We start from the raw sequence: 18,422 nt of genomic DNA on the forward strand, positions 1-18,422 counted from the left end.
CCGTTGGGCAGGGTACATAAGCCCCCTACTTCGAGTAAGGTACCTTCTGGTGAGCTGATACGCGCGATGCGGAAAAAGTCCTCTTCCTTCGGGGACTCCTGTGCTTTTACAGGCGTGATGGCCGTTGTCATCAGGAACATACCTGCGGCTATTCCTGCTGTAATTCTTTTATAGTTCAGTTTCATAATAGTCATTAGTATTGCTGCTTAGAAGATAACCGCATAACCTGTTTTCGCCTGTACAGGCACTATCAGTTCTGCGCGGCCGTTCTGGTTGCGGATAATAGGATTCGCTTTGGCCTCATCCATCTTCACATAATAAGATTTATCGCCGATCACAAACAATCCCGGGGATACCTGCTCTATACTATCTCCCACGGCTATACGCAGGTACAGGCCGGAAGCAGGCTGCTGCACCGTAACGGTACGGTGAATGCCCTGGTTTTCCGGAAGCACGCTGATATCATCTGTTACAGCGGTACCATAGATATTATAATGGAAAGTAGGTTTACCACTTTCGTCGAGCGAATACCCTGTTGGGCGGAAGCCGGTGCCGGCAGTATCCGTGCTCCAGGCAGTTTCTTTAGTGGCCAGTTTAGCGATAGCCAGCGCAGGTTGGTTGGTAAGCACCTGTACGGTACCCAGCGGGCGGGAGGATCCATCGCCACGGTCGTGCCACATAGGCGTAGTGTTCAGAAATTCGCCGCGCCATACCTGGAAAGGCAAACCATTGTCCATATCGTAGGTGTAATGCACTTTAGCGGGGCTGCCTACAGACACGGCATGCACCACGCGTTTGCCGCCGCGAACATCCATAAAACTGCGCAACACCGTATTTTCGTTGGCCGTTACCAGGATAGGATCAGTAGGGTCATCCACGGGTACATTGGTATCGCTGATCACGAACTCACGGATACCTGCTTCGCTTACTGATAAAGTGATGGATGGTTTAGCCCAGTCGGTATTCTTCGCGTACAGCACTTCCACGGGATAGTTGCCCGGCTGCAGGTCAATGCTGCCACGGCCATCCCAGCCCTGTGCGGTGATCACCTGCTGGTTGTTTATCTTCAGTAGTCCTCCGCCGCCGGAGGTATGGAGGTTGAAATGATATTTACCGGCTGCTTTAACGGCCAGTGTAGCCGTGTAGCGCACCAGGAACTCATTGTCCGGCAAACCTGCAATGTTGGAGGTAAGCAGCGGGGAGGTTCCTGTAACGGCGGGTTTCAGGGTAGCAAAGTCGGGAGCTTTATCAAAATTTCCTTTGTACACACTATATTTTACGTCTTCCAGTGTTGGTTTGGGAGCGCTGAAATTATTGATCACAATGTTCCTGAAGGCCACGGTGCCGTGATCGCCCTGGATACGGAGCGGGCCAGAGGGCACTTCATTATTTTGCATGGCGCCACGGGTAGGCCCGGAAAGCACTACATTTTCCTGGATGGTTACGCCGTTCAGTTCCAGCTTCAGGATAACGGCATCGGCGGTTTTATTGCCGGCGGCATCGAAGCGGGGGGCCTGGAAGGAAATTTTCATGTGCTGCCATAAACCGGGAGCGCGGCTCACATTCTGACGGGGAGCATGGCCATCGTAGCCTTGCTGTCCTTCCGGCTTACTGTCGTTCCAGCGTTCATAGATACCTCCGTTGTCCGATGCGCGGGGAGCTGAAGTGCCCCAGCTGTCGAGCAACTGGATTTCATACCTTCCCTGTAAGTAAATACCTGAATTAGAACCTTTAGACATCATATAATCCAATTCAAGGTCCAGGTCACCATGTTCCAGTGTACTGAAAAGGTCTTTTCCATGTACATTTTTTTCTGGCAGGTTTACCAGGATGCCTGTACCTGCAGTTGTTTGCAGCAGGTTGTTCTGTTGCAGGTCTGCTTTAACCCCGCCGGCTATACGCCAGTTGGCTGCAGGCTGCTGGAATGCAGATAAATCTGTTAATGGCAATTTGTTTTGTGCCATCATCTGTTGACAACTGCCAATACTTAAAATCAATACCAAAGTTCTCCGGTCGTACGCACGTAACTGTGTCAACTTTGGACGGAACCTGTTCCATCTAAGCATAGATCTGGATTTTTTTTAAAAAGTTTACATTGATTGCTAAATGCTTTTAGCGTTTCAGGTGATACAACAATTTTTTCGTACAGGTATTTCCCAATTGTTAATGAAATTTAAATTCTCAACTATCGCTAAACGTGGGACTGTGCTAAATTTGAATCACGGGTGCCAAAATAGAAATTAATTGTAACAAAGTGGTGTGCGGGGGAAAAAAATTACATCAGCGGTAAAAAATCGCCTTCGGCGATAGGCGGATTTTGTCTGACTCAGGATTATGATGATTTTGCTGATTACACTGAGTCTATTTTGGAGGTTTGGAAATAATTTGAGGAGATGAAAGCGGATTTTGTCTGACTCGCTGATTATGATGATTTCGCTGATTACACTGATTTTATTTGGGGTTTGGAAATAATTTGAGGAGATGAAAGCGGATTTTGTCTGACTCAGGATTATGATGATTTCGCTGATTACACTGATTTTATTTGGGGTTTGGAAATAATTTGAGGAGATGGAAGCGGATTTTGTCTGACTCGCTGATTATGATAATTTCGCTGATTACACTGATTTAATTTTGGGGGTTTGGAATAATTTGAGGAGGTAGAAGCTTTTTTACCTGAAGCGGATTTTTGTCTTATTCAAGATTATAGTAATTATACTTTTGGGATTTTATTTTTGAAAAAAAATTAGGAGAGATGAAAGCGGATATACCTGCTCTCATCTCCCCTAAATATAAATTCAAAAAGTAAAAAATCAAGGTAATCAGCAAAATCATTATAATCAGTGAGTCAGACAAAATCCGCGACAAAATCCGCTTCTACAGCTCCAACCCGAAAGCAGCCAGTTTCTTCAGCGTGCTTTCATAGTCGGTATGGCAAACGCCATTGATGCCTAGTCCAACCGCTACGTCAATGAACATGGAACGGTCTTCCACATACACTACTTCGGCAGGCTTTACCTGTGCAATATCCAGTGCTATTTTATAAATATCTGCATCCGGTTTACGGAAATGTACAAAGCAGGAGGAAATATAAAAGTCAACAAACCTGCTGATATTAAAATGATGAATACGATGCTCATTCAGCTCCCGGCCTTCATTATTTACGATCGCAATTTTCAGTTTGTATTTTTCTTTCAGTTTAGGGATCAGTTCCAGCATCTCGGGGTATGGCGCCGATTGGGCATACATAAAATCACGGAAATCCTTCCGGCTGAAGGATCTCTCTTCATAAAATACTACACGGTTCAGGTATTCATCCAGCGTAAGTTTACCTTCCTCATAGGTATCAAAAGTGAGGTGATGCCGTTCTTCCGTTTCCAGGGCATCCAGGCCGAAAGTCTGGATAGCCTGCTTGCGCGCGGCCCTGTCCCATCCATTGGTTAATAATACACCGCCTATGTCCAGGAACAGCGTTGTGATCTTTGTAGGATTATTCATTTGCAAAAATTTTTACATGGCGAAGGTACGCGGATTTTGTCTGACTCAGGATTAAACTGATTTTACTGATTCTCCTGAGTTTTTTTGATAAAATAATTAAGGGAGATATGAGCAATATATAGCTGCTTCATATCTCCCTTAATATTTATTAAATCTAAAAAACAAAATCCAGGTAATCAGTAAAATCAGTTTAATCCTGAGTCAGACAAAAACCGCTCTTATTTCTTTTTGACTTTGCGCTCTGTTACATAACCGTTAAAACTGATGGGCGACCGGTCGCTGCTGGTTACCTGGAGGGAAGCATATCCCTCGCTGGACACGCTTAAATTAAACGACTGTACCGATCTGTGATCTTTTGGTTTAATAGTGATATTCCAGCCATCTTTTTTACCTGGTGTAACATTGTAATCGAAGGATTTGGTTTTGAAATCCAGCGGCGATTTTGTAGCGCCATAATCCGCAGAGGTGTAAGCACGGCCAAAATACGGCAGGTAACTTATCACAGAGTCTGCCCCCACAATCACGTTGTATTCCGATGTAAGATTACGCATGCGGCCACTCATGGGGAGTGCATTCTGCGCTACAAAAACATAATTCTGCGCTTCTATCAGGGATTTGATCCTGGCTATTTTATCCGCTTTTTGCTGCGCTTTTGTTCCCTGCGCAAAAAGGCTGGCAGAGATAACAGCGCCCAATAAGAGGAGCATCGTTGTTTTTAATACAAAGAACTTTTTCATATGGTAAGTTTTTACGTAAGACGGAATGCTAATATCGTACCATAACAGCCAGGACCACGTTTTGTTCACCGCCGGGAGAACACAAATTGCTGTTAAAATATTACTTTTAAGGATCGATGATAAACCCGGAAACATGCCCAATCCATATATCTCGTTACTGAAAACAGCCTGGAAATATGCCCGGAAAGAGCGTAAGAAATACCTGCTCGTCTATTTCCTGTTCCTGATGGCCAATGTTGTTTTTTCCCTGAACCCCGTATTGTTCGGCTGGTTCATAGGGAGTATTCAGCGCGATAGCCCCAACCTGCCCCGTTACACCATGATCTTTGCCGGTACCTATTTTGGGCTTAAACTCCTGGAATGGTGCTTTCACGGGCCGGCCCGTATTATGGAACGGCAGCTGGCCTTTAACCTGAGCCGGAACTTCCTCCAGGAACGTTACCACCAGGCCCTGCATCTCCCCGTGAAATGGCACCAGGATAACCACAGCGGTTCAGTGATTAACCGCATACGCAAAGCATATGAGGCCCTGAAGGAATTTTTTGAACGGGGCTTTATGTACCTCCACGCTATCTGTAAATTGCTGTTTTCCATGATCGCCATGCTGTATTTCTCCCCGTTGTACGGAAGTATTGGTATTGCGCTGGGCGTGCTGTGTATCTGGATCGTGCTGCGGTTCGACCGCCCCTTTATCCGCACCCTCAATGAAATCAATGAAGGAGAGCATGTAGTATCGGCTACGTTGTTTGATAGTCTTTCCAATATCATGACCGTGATCACCCTCCGCCTGGAGAAAAGCATGGAAAACGGCCTGCTCGCAAAGGTGCAACGTATCCTGAAGCCATTCAGGAAAAACACGGTGATCAACGAATGGAAATGGTTTGTGGCCGAAATGATGATCTCACTGATATACTGCGTAATAGCCGTGGGGTATGTTTTTCAGCATTGGGTACCCGGCGAAATGTTCTATGTAGCAGGGCTGGTTACCCTCCTGGGTTATGTAAACCAGTTCACCAGCGTATTCCAGGACGTAGCCTGGCAATATACCGATGTGGTGCAATACAATACCGCCGTAGATACCGCCGGGAATATCAGTGAAGCCTATACGCAGCACCACCGCGCAGATGCTGCGCCGGAACTGCCGGCCGGCTGGAACCGCATCAGCATCAGCGCCCTGAACTTCTCCCACACTGCCACTTATGAAGACAATGCAGGTCCACAACGCCTGCACGACCTTCACCTGCTGATCGAAAAGGGGAAAAAGATCGCCCTTATTGGGGAAAGCGGCAGCGGAAAAAGCACGCTGCTGGCCATTTTACGCGGCCTGTATGAGCCCGAACCCGGCGTCACCATACTGGTTAACGGTGAGGCGTTACCGTTAGCTACCGTTAATGAAAGCGTTACCCTGTTCCCACAGGAACCCGAGATCTTTGAGAACACCATCGAATACAATATTACCCTCGGACTACCCTTTCAACCCGAAGAGATCATGGGGGTTTGCAGCAGCGCCCATTTTTCAGAAGTAGTGGAAATGCTGCCGCAGGGACTGGCATCCGATATCCGGGAAAAAGGCGTGAACCTTTCCGGCGGACAAAAACAACGCCTCGCCCTGGCCCGTGGTATCCTGGCGGCACGCAACAGCCAGGTGATCCTTCTGGATGAACCTACCAGCAGTGTGGACCCTAAAACAGAAGCCATGATCTACGAAAAAATGTTCCGGGCGTTTTCCGATAAAGCCATCATTTCCGCCATGCACAGGCTGCACCTGCTGCCGCAGTTCGATTATATCTACGTACTGGACCAGGGCCGTATTGTGTCCGAAGGTACCTTTCATTACCTGCGTGCCAACAGCGCTGCCTTCCAGGAGCTTTGGATACACCAGGAAAACAAATAGTATTTTTCGATAATATTTTATTATCATTGCAAACGCGTTTTCATCCTATGGAATAGTTCTCTCCCACCGGCTATTATCACACTATGAAAACTCTATGCAAAAAATTTCGCTGTACGACCTGAAACGCAAGCTGAGAAGCAGTCAGGAGCCAGATGAAATTATCACCCTGCTCGGCTATAATCTCCCGTTCTTTACACGGGAGAAGCGGTCACAACTACTATGCGATTTACTGGAATACCAGGAGATATTTTTCGAAGCGGCAGAACTGCTGGTCGAAGAAGGCGGAGCGGATATGCATTATAAGAAAGAGGATATTATCCCGATTATTTTCTGTGCAGTAGGCGCCAACAAACCGCAGGCAGTACAATACCTGCTAAATAAAGGCGTACCGCTTTATATTGACAATGCAGATTATCTTTTTGCCATCGCCTATATTTTTAAGCATCACCGGCTGGCGGCTATCACCGATATGCTGCTGATCCTCATTGAGCACAACATCCATTTCAACTTTGTACTGGCCAGCATGGATACGCCGCTGCTACTGGCAACCAGGCATAATAATAACCGGGAAGTAGTACAGTTTTTATTATCGGAAGAAGTAGATAAGTATGTATATGATGAAGACGGGTTTACCGCTATCCATTATGTGCCCTTCGCCAAAGCGCCGCACCTGTATAAGGATATGATCACCTGTATGGCTGATATCGAGGTAAGAACAAAATTTGCCACCAGCATGGAACCTGTATTTGAATGCGTGATCAAAGTGAGTGAGCACCACACTTTTGAAGAGTTCATCTATGAAGCGCTGAATGCTTTCCTGGAAAACAGGCACCGCATGTACGACGATATTTTTGAAAAATATTACTACCGGCTACACCTGATAGCAGAACATATTTCCAGCGTCCGCGCCAATGCCGGCGATGCTGCATAATTGCCCTTAATCCTGCTGAAGCAACATCATGACTTGTACATGTGAAAATAATTCCATATTTTAGAACAACTGATATTTTCCAATACCTAAATTAACCATAATGCTCACAACACTTACTGTATTAGCTACCCTCTTCTTCCTGGCCCACGTTTATCTCCTCTTTACCTCCTTCGGGAAAAAGGGATTTCAGAAACAAAAATACCTGTGGTCGCATATTACCCTGTGGATTACGGGAGGGCTTGCCTGTCTTATTGCCATCCTTTTTGCGGGAAAAGGCGTTTCCGGTGTGATCGATGTGTTTAATACCCCTGGTAAAGCAGCCCTGCTGATCCTTATTGCCCTGGGATTATCCGGCGCAGCGCACAGCATCGTGAAATTGCTGGTACTGCCCAAATACCAGGGAGCCGCGTAAATAACGGGATATATTATACGAAAATACCCCTGGCGGTTGCCAGGGGATTTTTAATGCAGTTTTTCCACATAAAATGTTAAAGGTGGAAAATTTTCTTTTACCATCAACAATATTGATTATATTTATACCCTGTTGATCCTGGTTTCTTACAACCGCCGGCGCTGGCTGGCTACCGCAACACCTGCAATACTCCGCAGGTTCTGACAGATGATCACCATCAAAAGAAAAAATTGCGCGTTGAAATCATCTTCATAAATAACTATTTTATTAGCACGAAAAGAGAGACACATTTTTTATGAATAAGAAAGATATCTGGAGATATAAATCTTTGGAGCAGTTGGAGAATAAGAGTTGGGGAACGGCCACAGATAAGGATTCGGGAATAGTTCAGAAATGTCTTGCCTTAGTTAAAGTACCAGTAGTAAAATTAGCCGCAAGCGAATTGCGCGTCTTAATCGGACAATCATTTAATCCTTCTTACCTGGTTCCTTTAGCACTGGAGATATTACAACATGATGTACTGGTAACTGCCGGTATGTATCCCGGCGACCTGCTGAAAGCTGTACTCGACGTTCCTGCTGCTTTCTGGGAAGAACATCCCGAGCTTCACAAAAACCTGCTGGACCTTATGCAGGAACGAAGCGAAGAAATTGAAACAGAAATAGACGTACCTGAATTCTGGCGTAATAACCTGGTCATGTAAACATTGTTATTCCTGCGGCAACTTATCTTCTCCCGCATAAAATAACAACATCACCGGAAAACCTGTCACATCTTCTTCAGTATATACTACACTACTCCACGTATTTATCAGTAAGGATCTTACCGGAGCTGCTGCAGCTTGTACTGCGTAACAGGAAAGCTTTGCCTGTATGGCAAAAAAGTACCGCTATTCGTCAAAATTGAATAACGACAACTGCCCCGATGGAGGTAACTTCTCCTGGTTCAACGGCGCATCATTAAAATTAGAAAGGGTAATGCCTAACAGGCGGATCCGCTTATCTTCCGGGTAGGTAGTCGCCAGCAACTGCTTTGCCGTGTCTACAATGATATCATAATCGCCTACGGGAAACGGGAAGGAATGGTTCCTGGTGATCTGCTTAAAATCACTGTACTTTATTTTCAGGGTAACCGTACGGCCTTTCAACTGGTAGCGCTGCAACCGGTCGTATACCGTTTTCCCGATCTTTTCCAGCTCCGCTTCCATATCAGCAACCGCGGTTAAATCGTATGGGAAGGTATCTTCTGCGCCAAGCGATTTGGTTTCCCTGTGCGGTTGCACTTCCCGCTCATCTATCCCTCTTACAATCCGGTAATAGAAACTGCCTACCTTGCCAAAATGGGTTTTCAGATCCTGTTCGGATAACTTCTTCAGGTCTGCCCCGGTAAAAAGCCCCATCCTTTTCATTTTATCGGCCGTAACTTTTCCTACGCCATGGAATTTCTCTACCGGCAGCGTTTCCATAAACGACTCAATAGACGATGGCCCGATAAACGTAAGCCCATCCGGCTTATTGAGGTCCGACGCAATTTTTGCCACAAACTTATTTACAGACACACCCGCAGATGCCGTAAGCTGTAACTCATCCCTGATGGCCTGCTTGATCTGCCCGGCAATCTCAATGGCAGAACCAATATTCAGCTTGTCCTGTGTTACATCGAGGTAGGCTTCATCGAGCGACAATGGCTCTATCAGGTCCGTATAACGGGAAAATATTTCACGGATACGCCTGGACACCTCTTTATACGCATCAAAACGGGGCCGGATAAAAATAAGCTCCGGGCATAACTGCAACGCTCTTTTGGAAGGCATGGCGGAGCGCACACCAAACTTACGCGCTTCATAGCTGGCTGTGGCTACCACTCCTCCCCTGCCTTCCGGCGAACCGCCCACAGCAATAGCTTTGCCGCGGTAAACCGGGTTATCGCGCTGCTCTACGGATGCGTAAAACGCATCCATATCAATATGAATAATTTTTCGTTGTATGCTGTTTGATCGGTTCTCCATGTCAACACGCCGGAAGCACCGTAAAGATATTCAGTATTTAGCGATTCAACCCACAAAAATGATATTTTTACAATGCACACCGTGGCAACTGCGTTGGTTAATCCTTATCTTTATACACTAATTTTTTTAACAGTGGCCGACTACGATCAGGAAATTTCATATGAGCACAAAAGGTTTGAAAACGTTACCTGGGAAGGCAAAACCATCTCCGGCAGGGAGTTTTATGATTGCCATTTTTATAAATGCAGCCTGAAGGAATCCATCTTTGAAGAATGCACTTTTGAGAAATGCACTTTCGAAGAATGCGATCTTTCCCTGATACAATTCAAAAAAACCTCCTTCAGCCGCGTAGTGCTGCAATACACCAAAGCCATTGGCATTGCCTGGCATAATGCCCGTAACCCGCTCACGGTTGAGTTCCACCACAGCCGCATCAGCTACTGCAGTTTCTCCGGCCAGAACCTGAAAAAAGGAGTCTTCCTCCACTGCCAGGCAGATGAAGCTGATTTCTCCGGCTGCAACCTTTCACTGGCCGACTTCCGCGGTACTGATCTTGCAGGCGCGCGCTTCGCGGACACAGATCTTACCCAGGCCAATTTCACCGGCGCCCAGCGATACGCTATTGATGTACAAAGCAATAAAGTAAGAAAAGCAAAATTCAGTTTGCCCGACGCGCTGGCGCTGCTCGATGGGCTGGGCGTGGAAATCGTGGAATAACGCGGAGTTTGTCTGACTCAGGATTAAACTGATTTCGCTGATTACACTGATTTTATTTAATAATTAAGGGAGATAAAAGCGAACAGCATTACTTCTATCTCCCAAACTATTTTCAAACTCCCAGATAAAATCAGTGTAATCAGCGAAATCAGTTTAATCCTGAGTCAGACAAAATTCGCATGGATTTTCTTACTTTGGGAAGAAAAGCGGCTGCGTTATGATCAAGAAGAAAGAAGGCTTTCAGGGCCAACGGATGATCGTTATTCCACGTAATATCCTGAACAGGAAGTGCGCCCGGGACCCTGCGCTTATGCCGCTGTATATCACGGACATAGGGTATTACCCGAAAGCGCTGTTCCATCACCGGAAAAGAGCGCAGGGAGCGGATCAACATATTATCATCTATTGCCTGGAAGGCAAGGGTAGCATCATATTGAAAAAAGAAGTGCATACTATCCAGGCGGGCGACTGCTTCCTGCTGCCCAGGAAATGCGCGCATGAATACAGCGCCGATGAAAAGGATCCCTGGACCATCTACTGGGCGCATTTCCAGGGCTCCAGTGCAGACGGTATTGTGCAAACCGCTATCAGGGAATGGAAAGGAAACAAAGTATATCTTCCTCATTCACCCGACAGGCTGCACCAGTTCGAGCGCATCTACCAGCAGCTGCAAAAAGGCTACAGGGAAGAAAACCTGGTATGGTCCAATATGAACTTCTGGTCCTTCCTCTCTTCCTGTATTTACCCCGACCTTACCCAGCAGGGAAAGGCGTTCCGGCAAAACGACGCCATTGATCAGTGCATCGATTATATGAATAATCACCTCGACCAGATGCTTACCCTGCAGCAAATGGCCCAGGCGGTAAATCTCTCCCAATCACATTTCTCTTATCTTTTTAAAAACAATACCGGCTTCTCTCCCATCGAATACTTTAACCAGCTGAAAGTCCAGAAGGCTTGCCAGTACCTGCTTTTCACACAGTTACGCATCAAGGAAATAGCCGGCCAGCTTGGCATGGAAGATCCCTATTACTTTTCCAGGATGTTCAGCAGGGTCATGGGCGTATCGCCCAATCAATACAGGGAAAGGAAATCCTAACCGTAAGATAGTCCATCATAATCAGCATATCATCTAGCCCCCTTTCCCTGCCGCCGGCTTATTTTTACAAACGTCAATGAAAAACAATGAACCATTTCTCCACGTTGAGGATTACAGTGAGCCTCACCCTGGCAGCGGGAGCAGGTTTGCTCTTTGCTGCCTGCAGCGCTGATAAGAAAGTAGACTTCAGTACCGAAGTAAAACCAGTGCTGAACAAGCATTGTATCAGCTGCCACGGTGGGGTGAAGCAAAGCGGCGGATTCAGTGTACTGTTCAGGGAAGAAGCCCTGGGCGTAACCAAATCCGGCAAACCCGCCATTATTCCCGGTCACCCGGAAAAAAGTGAATTCATACGCCGCCTTACCTGTAAGGATCCTAAAGAACGGATGCCGCAGAAAGGCGAACCGCTTACCCATGCGGAAATAGATATACTCACCCGCTGGGTGAAACAGGGCGCAGAATGGGGAGAACACTGGGCGTATGTATCTCCCAAAAATATCCCGGTACCTGATATCGATGTTCCCAATGGCAATGAAATAGACCACTTCATACAGGCAAAACTAAAAGAAGAGGGACTGAAGCCTTCCCCGGAAGCAGATAAAATGACCCTGCTCCGCCGGGTAAGCCTGGATCTCACCGGCCTGCCACCCACCCCTGAAATGGCAAAACAGTTCGCCGCAGACAACGATCCGAAAGCATATGAAAAGATAGTGGACAACCTCCTTCAGTCGCCCCACTACGGTGAACGCTGGGCCGCCATGTGGCTGGACCTGGCCCGCTATTCCGATACCAAAGGATACGAAAGGGACGATAGCCGGAGAATATGGCGCTACCGTGATTGGGTGATCGACGCATTTAATAATGATATGCCGTACGATACCTTCACCATTGAACAACTCGCAGGCGATCTGCTGCCGGATCCTACCCGCGACCAGCTCATTGCCACGGCATTTAACCGCAATACCATGACCAACGACGAAGGCGGTACACAGGACGAAGAGTTCCGCACCGCTGCCGTAATGGACCGCGTAAGCACCACCATGGACGTGTTCCAGGGCGTTACCATCGCCTGCGTGCAATGCCACAGCCATCCTTATGATCCCTTCCGCTTTGAGGACTATTATAAACTGATGGCCTTCCTCAATAATACCCGCGATGAAGATACCCATATGGAACATCCTAAGCTTCGTTTGTACGACAGCGTTAGTATGGCCGAAGTAAAACAGGTAAGCGATTGGGTGGCGCAAAATGGCAACACCCAACAGGTAAAAGAGGTACAGGAATTCCTGAAAGTACTGGAGCCCAAAGTACACGCGCATGTAGCGGATAATTATATCAACGGCGCCCTGCTGGATACAAAATATATGGGCATCAGGAACAATGGCAGCTGCCGTCTTCCGCAACAGAACATGGAAGGCAAAACACAACTGCTTATGAACTACTGGACCGGCAGCAAAGGCGGCTCGGTAGAATTCCGCCTCGATAGCCTGAACGGCCGCACCATCATCAAACATAACCTGGCGCCTACCAATGGCCGCCTTGCTATCAGCATGCCACTACCGCCCATCACCGGTACGCACGACATCTACCTGATTTTCCGCAATCCTTCCCTCAACCCCGCAGACGCGGTGTGCAGCGTGGAATGGTTTGCCTACCTGGACGATATTCCCGGTAAAGGAAAACCTGGTTATGATAAGATCAACAATACCTGGTTATCACTCATTAATCAAAACCCCGACGATGTACCTGTGATGATTGAAAACCCACCGGTAATGGCCCGCACCACCAACATCTTTGAACGGGGCAACTGGATGGTGAAAGGCAAGGCGGTAACACCGGATGTACCGCATTCCCTGAACCCCTTCCCGGTAAATGCGCCGCGCAACCGCCTCGGTTTTGCCATGTGGCTCACCGATACCAAAAACCCGCTCACCGCCCGCGTAATGGTGAACCGATTATGGGAACAGGTGTTTGGTACCGGTATCGTGGAAACCATAGAAGATTTCGGTACACAGGGTTTCACACCGTCGCATCCCGAACTGCTCGATTATCTCGCTTACCAGTTTATGCACAAATACAAGTGGCATGTAAAACCACTGCTGCGCGAAATAGTATTGTCTGCCGCCTATAAGCAAACTTCTTCCAGCACTCCCGAACTGCAGGAAAAAGACCCGGCTAACCGCTTACTGGCCAGGGGACCGCATTTCAGGCTTACGGCCGAAGAAGTAAGAGACCAGGCCCTCACCGTAAGCGGCCTGCTGAACCGCCAGTTGCACGGCCCAAGCATTATGCCCTACCAGCCCGACAATATCTGGCAAACCGTGTGGAGCGGCGCTACGTGGAAAACCGCCGATGATGGTAACCAGTACCGCCGGGCGGTATATGTTTACCAGAAACGTACCAGCCCATACCCATCTATGCTCTCCTTCGACGGCAGCAGCCGCGAAGTATGCCTGCAACGGCGTATCCGTACCAACACGCCACTCCAGGCGCTGGTAACGCTTAACGACCCTGTGTACGTGGAAACGGCCGCCTCGCTGGCAAAGCATATGCTGAAAAACGGCGGTAATGATGCAGCAGCGTGTATCCGTTGGGGTTACCAGGCGGCGATGTATAAACCACTGCCCGATAATAAACTGAAAGTGCTGCAAACACTGTACACACAGGCGCTGGCAGAATACCGGAAGAAGCCTGCCGATGCAGACAAACTGCTGCTGCACAAAGAAAATACGCCACAAAAAGCGGAACTGGCAGCACTCACCGTGGTAGCCAACGCTATTATGAACCTGGATGAATTCCTGACTAAATCCTAATGCGGTATGACTAAGCATGCACGACTGATAAAGGAAGCAAATGATCAAACGCTGCGGTACTTCACCCGCCGCCACTTTCTGATGGATTGTGTGAAAGGCCTGGGAGCTGCTGCGTTCAGCTCTTTCCTCGCCAGCTGCGGCAGCAGTGGCAAAACCCTGCTGGACCTGGCTGGAAATCCCATGGCGCCAAAAGTACCGCAGTTCCCCGCAAGGGCCAAAAGCGTGATATACCTGCACATGGCAGGCGCCCCTTCACAGCTGGAACTGTTCGACTATAAACCAGCCCTCCAGAAATTACATAACCAGCTATGCCCGCCTTCCCTGCTGGAAGGGAAAAAGTTTGCCTTCATCCGCGGCGTTCCCAAAATGCTGGGGCCACAGGCTGTTTTTGCACAACATGGCGAGTCCCGCGCATGGATCTCCGATCACCTGCCGCACTTCGCTACCATGGCCGATGAGGTGAGCTTCCTGAAAGCAGTGCAAACAGACCAGTTCAATCACGGCCCCGCACAGCTGCTCATGCAAACCGGCAGCGCCAGGCTCGGGCGTCCCAGCATCGGCTCCTGGGTTACCTACGGCCTCGGATCTGAAAATGATAACCTGCCCGGCTTTGTAGTGCTTACCTCCGGCGGTAAAACGCCCGATGCCGGTAAAAGCGTATGGGGCAGCGGCTTCCTCCCCTCCGTATACCAGGGCGTACAATGCAGGACCAAGGGAGAGCCCGTGCTCTACCTCAGCGATCCGGATGGTATGAGCCGCGACCTCCGCAAGGAGTCCATCAACGCTATCAACGAAATCAACAAACAGGAATACGCCACTTTTGGCGACCCGGAAACATTATCACGCATCTCCCAGTACGAGCTGGCTTATAAAATGCAGATCTCTGTGCCGGAAGTAATGAACATCAACAACGAACCGGATTATATCCATGAAATGTATGGCACGCAGCCAGGCAGGGAGTCCTTCGCCAATAACTGCCTGCTGGCGCGCAAACTGGTGGAAAAAGGCGTACGCTTTGTACAGCTGTACGACTGGGGATGGGATAGCCATGGTACCGATGAAAACCTGGCTATCGACTATGGCTTCCGGAACAAATGCCGGGAAATTGACCGCCCCATTACGGCCCTGCTGAAAGACCTGAAACAACGCGGCCTGCTTGATGAAACCCTGGTGATCTGGGGCGGTGAGTTTGGCAGAACGCCTATGCAGGAAAACAGGGACGGCAAAGACATGCCTTTCCTGGGCCGCGATCACCACGTGGAAGCCTTCACCATGTGGATGGCAGGCGCTGGTATCAAAAAAGGATTTTCCTACGGAGAAACCGACGAAATAGGCTATGCCGCTATAAAAGGTAAAGTAGCCATCAATGATATTCATGCCACCATACTGCAACAGATGGGCTTTGACCACGAAAAGCTCACCTACCAGTTCCAGGGCCGGCCATTCCGGCTTACAGATACTGGCGGAAAAGTAATTACACCCATACTAAGCTAAACCTACATGAACAGTAACAGGAGAAACTTTATCAAACAATCAGCCATACTTGGTTCCGCATTATGTATCCCTTCCCTGCCGGTATTTGCAGCAGCAACACCGCTTACCGCAAAAGAAGGATACCGCCTTATTGTACTGGCCACCAACTGGGGCTATGCCGGCAGTATCAACGACTTCTGCGCACAGGCAAAAAAAGCCGGGTACGATGGAATCGAAATATGGTGGCCCAACGAAACAGCCGCACAACAGGAACTGTTTACCGCACTGGAACAACACGGGCTTGAAGCAGGATATTTGTGCGCGGGCTACGACAGCGACTATACGAAACATGCGCAGCAGTTTGAAACCATGCTGAAAGCGGCTACCAGCCATCATAAGATCAAACCGTTATATATCAACTGCCACTCGGGAAGGGACTATTTCTCCTTTGAACAGAACAGTGCCCTGATAGATATGACCTACCGGATCTCCAAACAGTCGGGCATACCGGTGTACCATGAAACACACCGTTCCCGTATGCTGTTTGCCGCACATATTGCCGGTAAATTCATCGACGCAAAGCCAGACCTGCGTCTGACCCTTGATATCTCACACTGGTGCAATGTGCACGAATCCCTGCTGCAGGACCAGCAGGCCACGATAGCCAAAGCCCTGGGCCGGGCCGGGCATATTCACGCCCGCATCGGGCACCCGGAAGGGCCACAGGTGAACGATCCCCGCGCCCCGGAATGGGCCAATGCCGTGAAAGCGCATTTCAGCTGGTGGGATCAGGTAGTGCAGCGGCACCAGGCTGCCGGTAAACCGCTCACTTTCCTCACCGAGTTTGGTCCGGCCGATTACCTGCCTACGCTGCCGTACACACGTCAGCCGGTGGCCGACCAATGGGATATCAATGTATTTATGATGAACCAGCTAAAACAACGTTACAGTAAACCATGAGATTATTGATCAGCAGCGGCAGCTGGAGTATTTTTATCGGGCGTTCGCATCCCTTACTGGTACATCTGCCTATCGGCATTTTAATTATTGCATTTATACTCACCCTGCTGGCACGCAGGGAAAAATGGCGGCATGTACAAAGCGCCCTGCCTGCGGTACTATTGGCCGCAGCACTGTCGGCCATGCTCAGTTGTATCACCGGTTACCTCCTTTCACTGGATGGAGGTTATGAAGAAAAACTGCTGCAAACACATAAGTATCTCGGTATAGGCGTGGCCGTTATCAGTACCGGCCTATACCTGCTGGAGAAATATAAGCACCGCTTTCCCCGCCTGCAACTGCCTGCGGCCCTGCTCATGATATTGCTGCTGAGCGCTGCGGGGCATTACGGTGGTAGTCTTACCCATGGCGACGACTACCTCACCCAGGCGATGCCGGCGCCTTTGCAGCGGATAACAGGCACGAATAAAGCAGTAGCTAACGCCGCTGCCTATACGAATATTGGCGATGCGCGCTTGTATGAAGACCTGGTGCAGCCTGTACTGGCTAACCGCTGCTATGGCTGTCATAATGAACAAAAACTGAAAGGCGGCCTGCGGCTGGAATCCATTGCCCTTATCCGTAAAGGCGGGGAGCATGGCCCTGTGCTGAAAGACAGTATCCCGGAAGAAAGCGAGTTATTCAAACGCCTGTTACTGCCGGAAGAAGACGAGCATCGTATGCCGCCTAAGGGCAAACCTTCCGTAACGCCGCAGGAACTGGAACTGTTGCACTGGTGGATTGCCGAAGGCGCTCCTGCCGGGAAAACAGTAAAAGAACTGGAAAAAACACCCCGTATCCTTGCTGTGCTGGATGGGATGCAACCAGCTAATCCGCTGGACAAACAGGAATTTGTGCCCGAAGAAAGCACCGGCGCTCCCAGTGCACAGAAGATGGCCGCCCTGGAAGCAAAAGGCGTAAAAGTAATGCCGGTAGGCACCGGAAGTAACTACCTCACCGTAGATGCCATTAATGCAGCAGGTTTCAGCGACCACGATATGGGGCTGCTAACGGCCCTGAAAGAACAGTTGATCTGGGTGGATCTTTCCGGCACCGCCATCACCGACAGTGCATTTGCTGCGCTTGGCCAGCTGAAAAAGCTCACCCGGCTGGACCTGAGGAATACTGCCATTAAAGGCAATGGTATAAAAGAGCTGGGCAACTGCAGGGAACTGCGCTATCTTAATCTCGCCGGAACGGCGGTAAATTCCGAAGGATTATTAGCGCTGCAACAAAATAAAAAGCTGCAACAGTTATATGTGTACCAGGCCAGCGTAACGCCTGCTGCATTCCGGCAGTTACAACAGGCGTTGCCAAAGCTGAAGCTGGATACGGGTGGTTACCGTTTACAGCAACTGGCATCCGATACTATTATTTATCATAAGGTAAGCGGGTGATGATACCTGCATTTACGGCCATTAATTGCCTTTATGCAACGGGCGGCGCCATCAGCCGTCTGCGTATTCAGCGGTATCCGCTGCATCATCAGCCGTTCAATAAACAACTGCGTGCAGGCATCGCCGTTACTCATATCCCTGCACCGCATTCGCCAGTCGCAATGCAATTTTTTTAGCCAGGGATTTGGGGGACAACACTTTCATATGTTCCCCGAATCCCAGGATCTCCCGCTCCAGTTCAAAGTTCAGGATCACCTCAATGCTCACGATAGTCCCTTCCTCATCTTCCTTTAATATTTCCTGTGAATGATGCAGCGGCTTTGTAAGCACATATGGCGCATGCCTGGGATCAATCTGCAGCACTACTTTATGCACCGGGTCCTTCTCCGTTTTGGTAACCCCTATCAGGTTGTTGTAATACTCATCAAAGGGCGTACCGTCCCAGGC

General features: G+C 48.8%; 17 protein-coding genes. 10 read left to right on the forward strand and 7 right to left on the reverse strand.

Annotated elements, in window-relative coordinates; genetic code table 11:
- The 4 genes from VIM72_RS25940 to VIM72_RS25955 all read right to left on the reverse strand — a co-directional run.
- The coding region (locus tag VIM72_RS25940; RefSeq protein ID WP_332005729.1) for a hypothetical protein at window positions 1-185 on the reverse strand (185 nt) is incomplete at its 3' end.
- Window positions 186-206: 21 nt separating this feature from the next.
- Entirely contained in the window at window positions 207-2,066 is a 1,860-nt protein-coding gene (locus tag VIM72_RS25945; RefSeq protein WP_332005730.1) for a family 16 glycoside hydrolase, read from the reverse strand.
- An 808-nt stretch (window positions 2,067-2,874) separates the two neighbouring features.
- Window positions 2,875-3,495, reverse strand: a complete 621-nt coding sequence (locus VIM72_RS25950) for an HAD family phosphatase (protein ID WP_332005731.1) — start codon at window positions 3,493-3,495, stop codon at window positions 2,875-2,877.
- A gap of 218 nt (window positions 3,496-3,713) precedes the next feature.
- Window positions 3,714-4,232 (reverse strand): DUF4251 domain-containing protein, encoded by a 519-nt coding sequence (locus VIM72_RS25955; RefSeq protein ID WP_332005732.1) that lies wholly within the window; start codon window positions 4,230-4,232, stop codon window positions 3,714-3,716.
- Window positions 4,233-4,365: 133 nt separating this feature from the next.
- Here VIM72_RS25955 and VIM72_RS25960 point away from each other — a divergent pair, with 133 nt between their 5' ends.
- The 4 genes from VIM72_RS25960 (at window position 4,366) to VIM72_RS25975 (ending at window position 8,172) form a co-directional block, all read left to right on the forward strand.
- Window positions 4,366-6,126: an ABC transporter ATP-binding protein gene (locus tag VIM72_RS25960; RefSeq protein WP_332005733.1), complete on the forward strand. Its 1,761-nt coding sequence runs from the start codon at window positions 4,366-4,368 to the stop codon at window positions 6,124-6,126.
- A 94-nt stretch (window positions 6,127-6,220) separates the two neighbouring features.
- The gene (locus VIM72_RS25965) at window positions 6,221-7,057 is read left to right on the forward strand and encodes a hypothetical protein (protein WP_332005734.1); all 837 of its coding nucleotides are present in this window, start codon (window positions 6,221-6,223) and stop codon (window positions 7,055-7,057) included.
- A 100-nt stretch (window positions 7,058-7,157) separates the two neighbouring features.
- Complete coding sequence (locus tag VIM72_RS25970; RefSeq protein ID WP_332005735.1) at window positions 7,158-7,469, forward strand: hypothetical protein; 312 nt, start codon at window positions 7,158-7,160, stop codon at window positions 7,467-7,469.
- A 295-nt stretch (window positions 7,470-7,764) separates the two neighbouring features.
- Complete coding sequence (locus VIM72_RS25975) at window positions 7,765-8,172, forward strand: contact-dependent growth inhibition system immunity protein (protein WP_332005736.1); 408 nt, start codon at window positions 7,765-7,767, stop codon at window positions 8,170-8,172.
- A gap of 186 nt (window positions 8,173-8,358) precedes the next feature.
- Here VIM72_RS25975 and dinB read toward each other — a convergent pair whose 3' ends face one another.
- Complete coding sequence (dinB, locus tag VIM72_RS25980; RefSeq protein WP_332005737.1) at window positions 8,359-9,477, reverse strand: DNA polymerase IV; 1,119 nt, start codon at window positions 9,475-9,477, stop codon at window positions 8,359-8,361.
- Window positions 9,478-9,609: 132 nt separating this feature from the next.
- Between dinB and VIM72_RS25985 the strand changes: the two genes are divergently transcribed.
- The 6 genes from VIM72_RS25985 (at window position 9,610) to VIM72_RS26010 (ending at window position 17,975) form a co-directional block, all read left to right on the forward strand.
- Window positions 9,610-10,194, forward strand: a complete 585-nt coding sequence (locus VIM72_RS25985; protein ID WP_332005738.1) for a pentapeptide repeat-containing protein — start codon at window positions 9,610-9,612, stop codon at window positions 10,192-10,194.
- Window positions 10,195-10,411: 217 nt separating this feature from the next.
- On the forward strand, window positions 10,412-11,293 hold the full coding sequence (locus VIM72_RS25990; RefSeq protein ID WP_332005739.1) for an AraC family transcriptional regulator: 882 nt from the start codon (window positions 10,412-10,414) through the stop codon (window positions 11,291-11,293).
- Between the two features lie 86 nt (window positions 11,294-11,379).
- The gene (locus VIM72_RS25995; RefSeq protein WP_332005740.1) at window positions 11,380-14,106 is read left to right on the forward strand and encodes a DUF1553 domain-containing protein; all 2,727 of its coding nucleotides are present in this window, start codon (window positions 11,380-11,382) and stop codon (window positions 14,104-14,106) included.
- 6 nt (window positions 14,107-14,112) lie between these two features.
- Complete coding sequence (locus tag VIM72_RS26000; protein WP_332005741.1) at window positions 14,113-15,600, forward strand: DUF1501 domain-containing protein; 1,488 nt, start codon at window positions 14,113-14,115, stop codon at window positions 15,598-15,600.
- A gap of 6 nt (window positions 15,601-15,606) precedes the next feature.
- A complete protein-coding gene (locus VIM72_RS26005) occupies window positions 15,607-16,539 on the forward strand; it encodes a sugar phosphate isomerase/epimerase (RefSeq protein WP_332005742.1) in 933 nt (310 codons plus the stop codon).
- The gene (locus VIM72_RS26010; protein ID WP_332005743.1) at window positions 16,536-17,975 is read left to right on the forward strand and encodes a c-type cytochrome domain-containing protein; all 1,440 of its coding nucleotides are present in this window, start codon (window positions 16,536-16,538) and stop codon (window positions 17,973-17,975) included. The genes VIM72_RS26005 and VIM72_RS26010 overlap by 4 nt, the downstream gene beginning before the upstream one ends.
- Here the strand turns inward: VIM72_RS26010 and VIM72_RS26015 are convergent.
- Both VIM72_RS26015 and VIM72_RS26020 read right to left on the reverse strand, forming a co-directional pair.
- Window positions 17,957-18,109, reverse strand: a complete 153-nt coding sequence (locus VIM72_RS26015) for a hypothetical protein (RefSeq protein WP_332005744.1) — start codon at window positions 18,107-18,109, stop codon at window positions 17,957-17,959. The two genes, VIM72_RS26010 and VIM72_RS26015, sit on opposite strands and share 19 nt — an antisense overlap.
- Window positions 18,102-18,422 (reverse strand): WYL domain-containing protein (locus VIM72_RS26020; RefSeq protein WP_332005745.1); only part of this gene is annotated, 321 nt, incomplete at its 5' end. The genes VIM72_RS26020 and VIM72_RS26015, both read right to left, overlap by 8 nt.

This window comes from Chitinophaga sp., from assembly GCF_036569185.1.
Taxonomy (GTDB): Bacteria; Bacteroidota; Bacteroidia; order Chitinophagales; family Chitinophagaceae; genus Chitinophaga.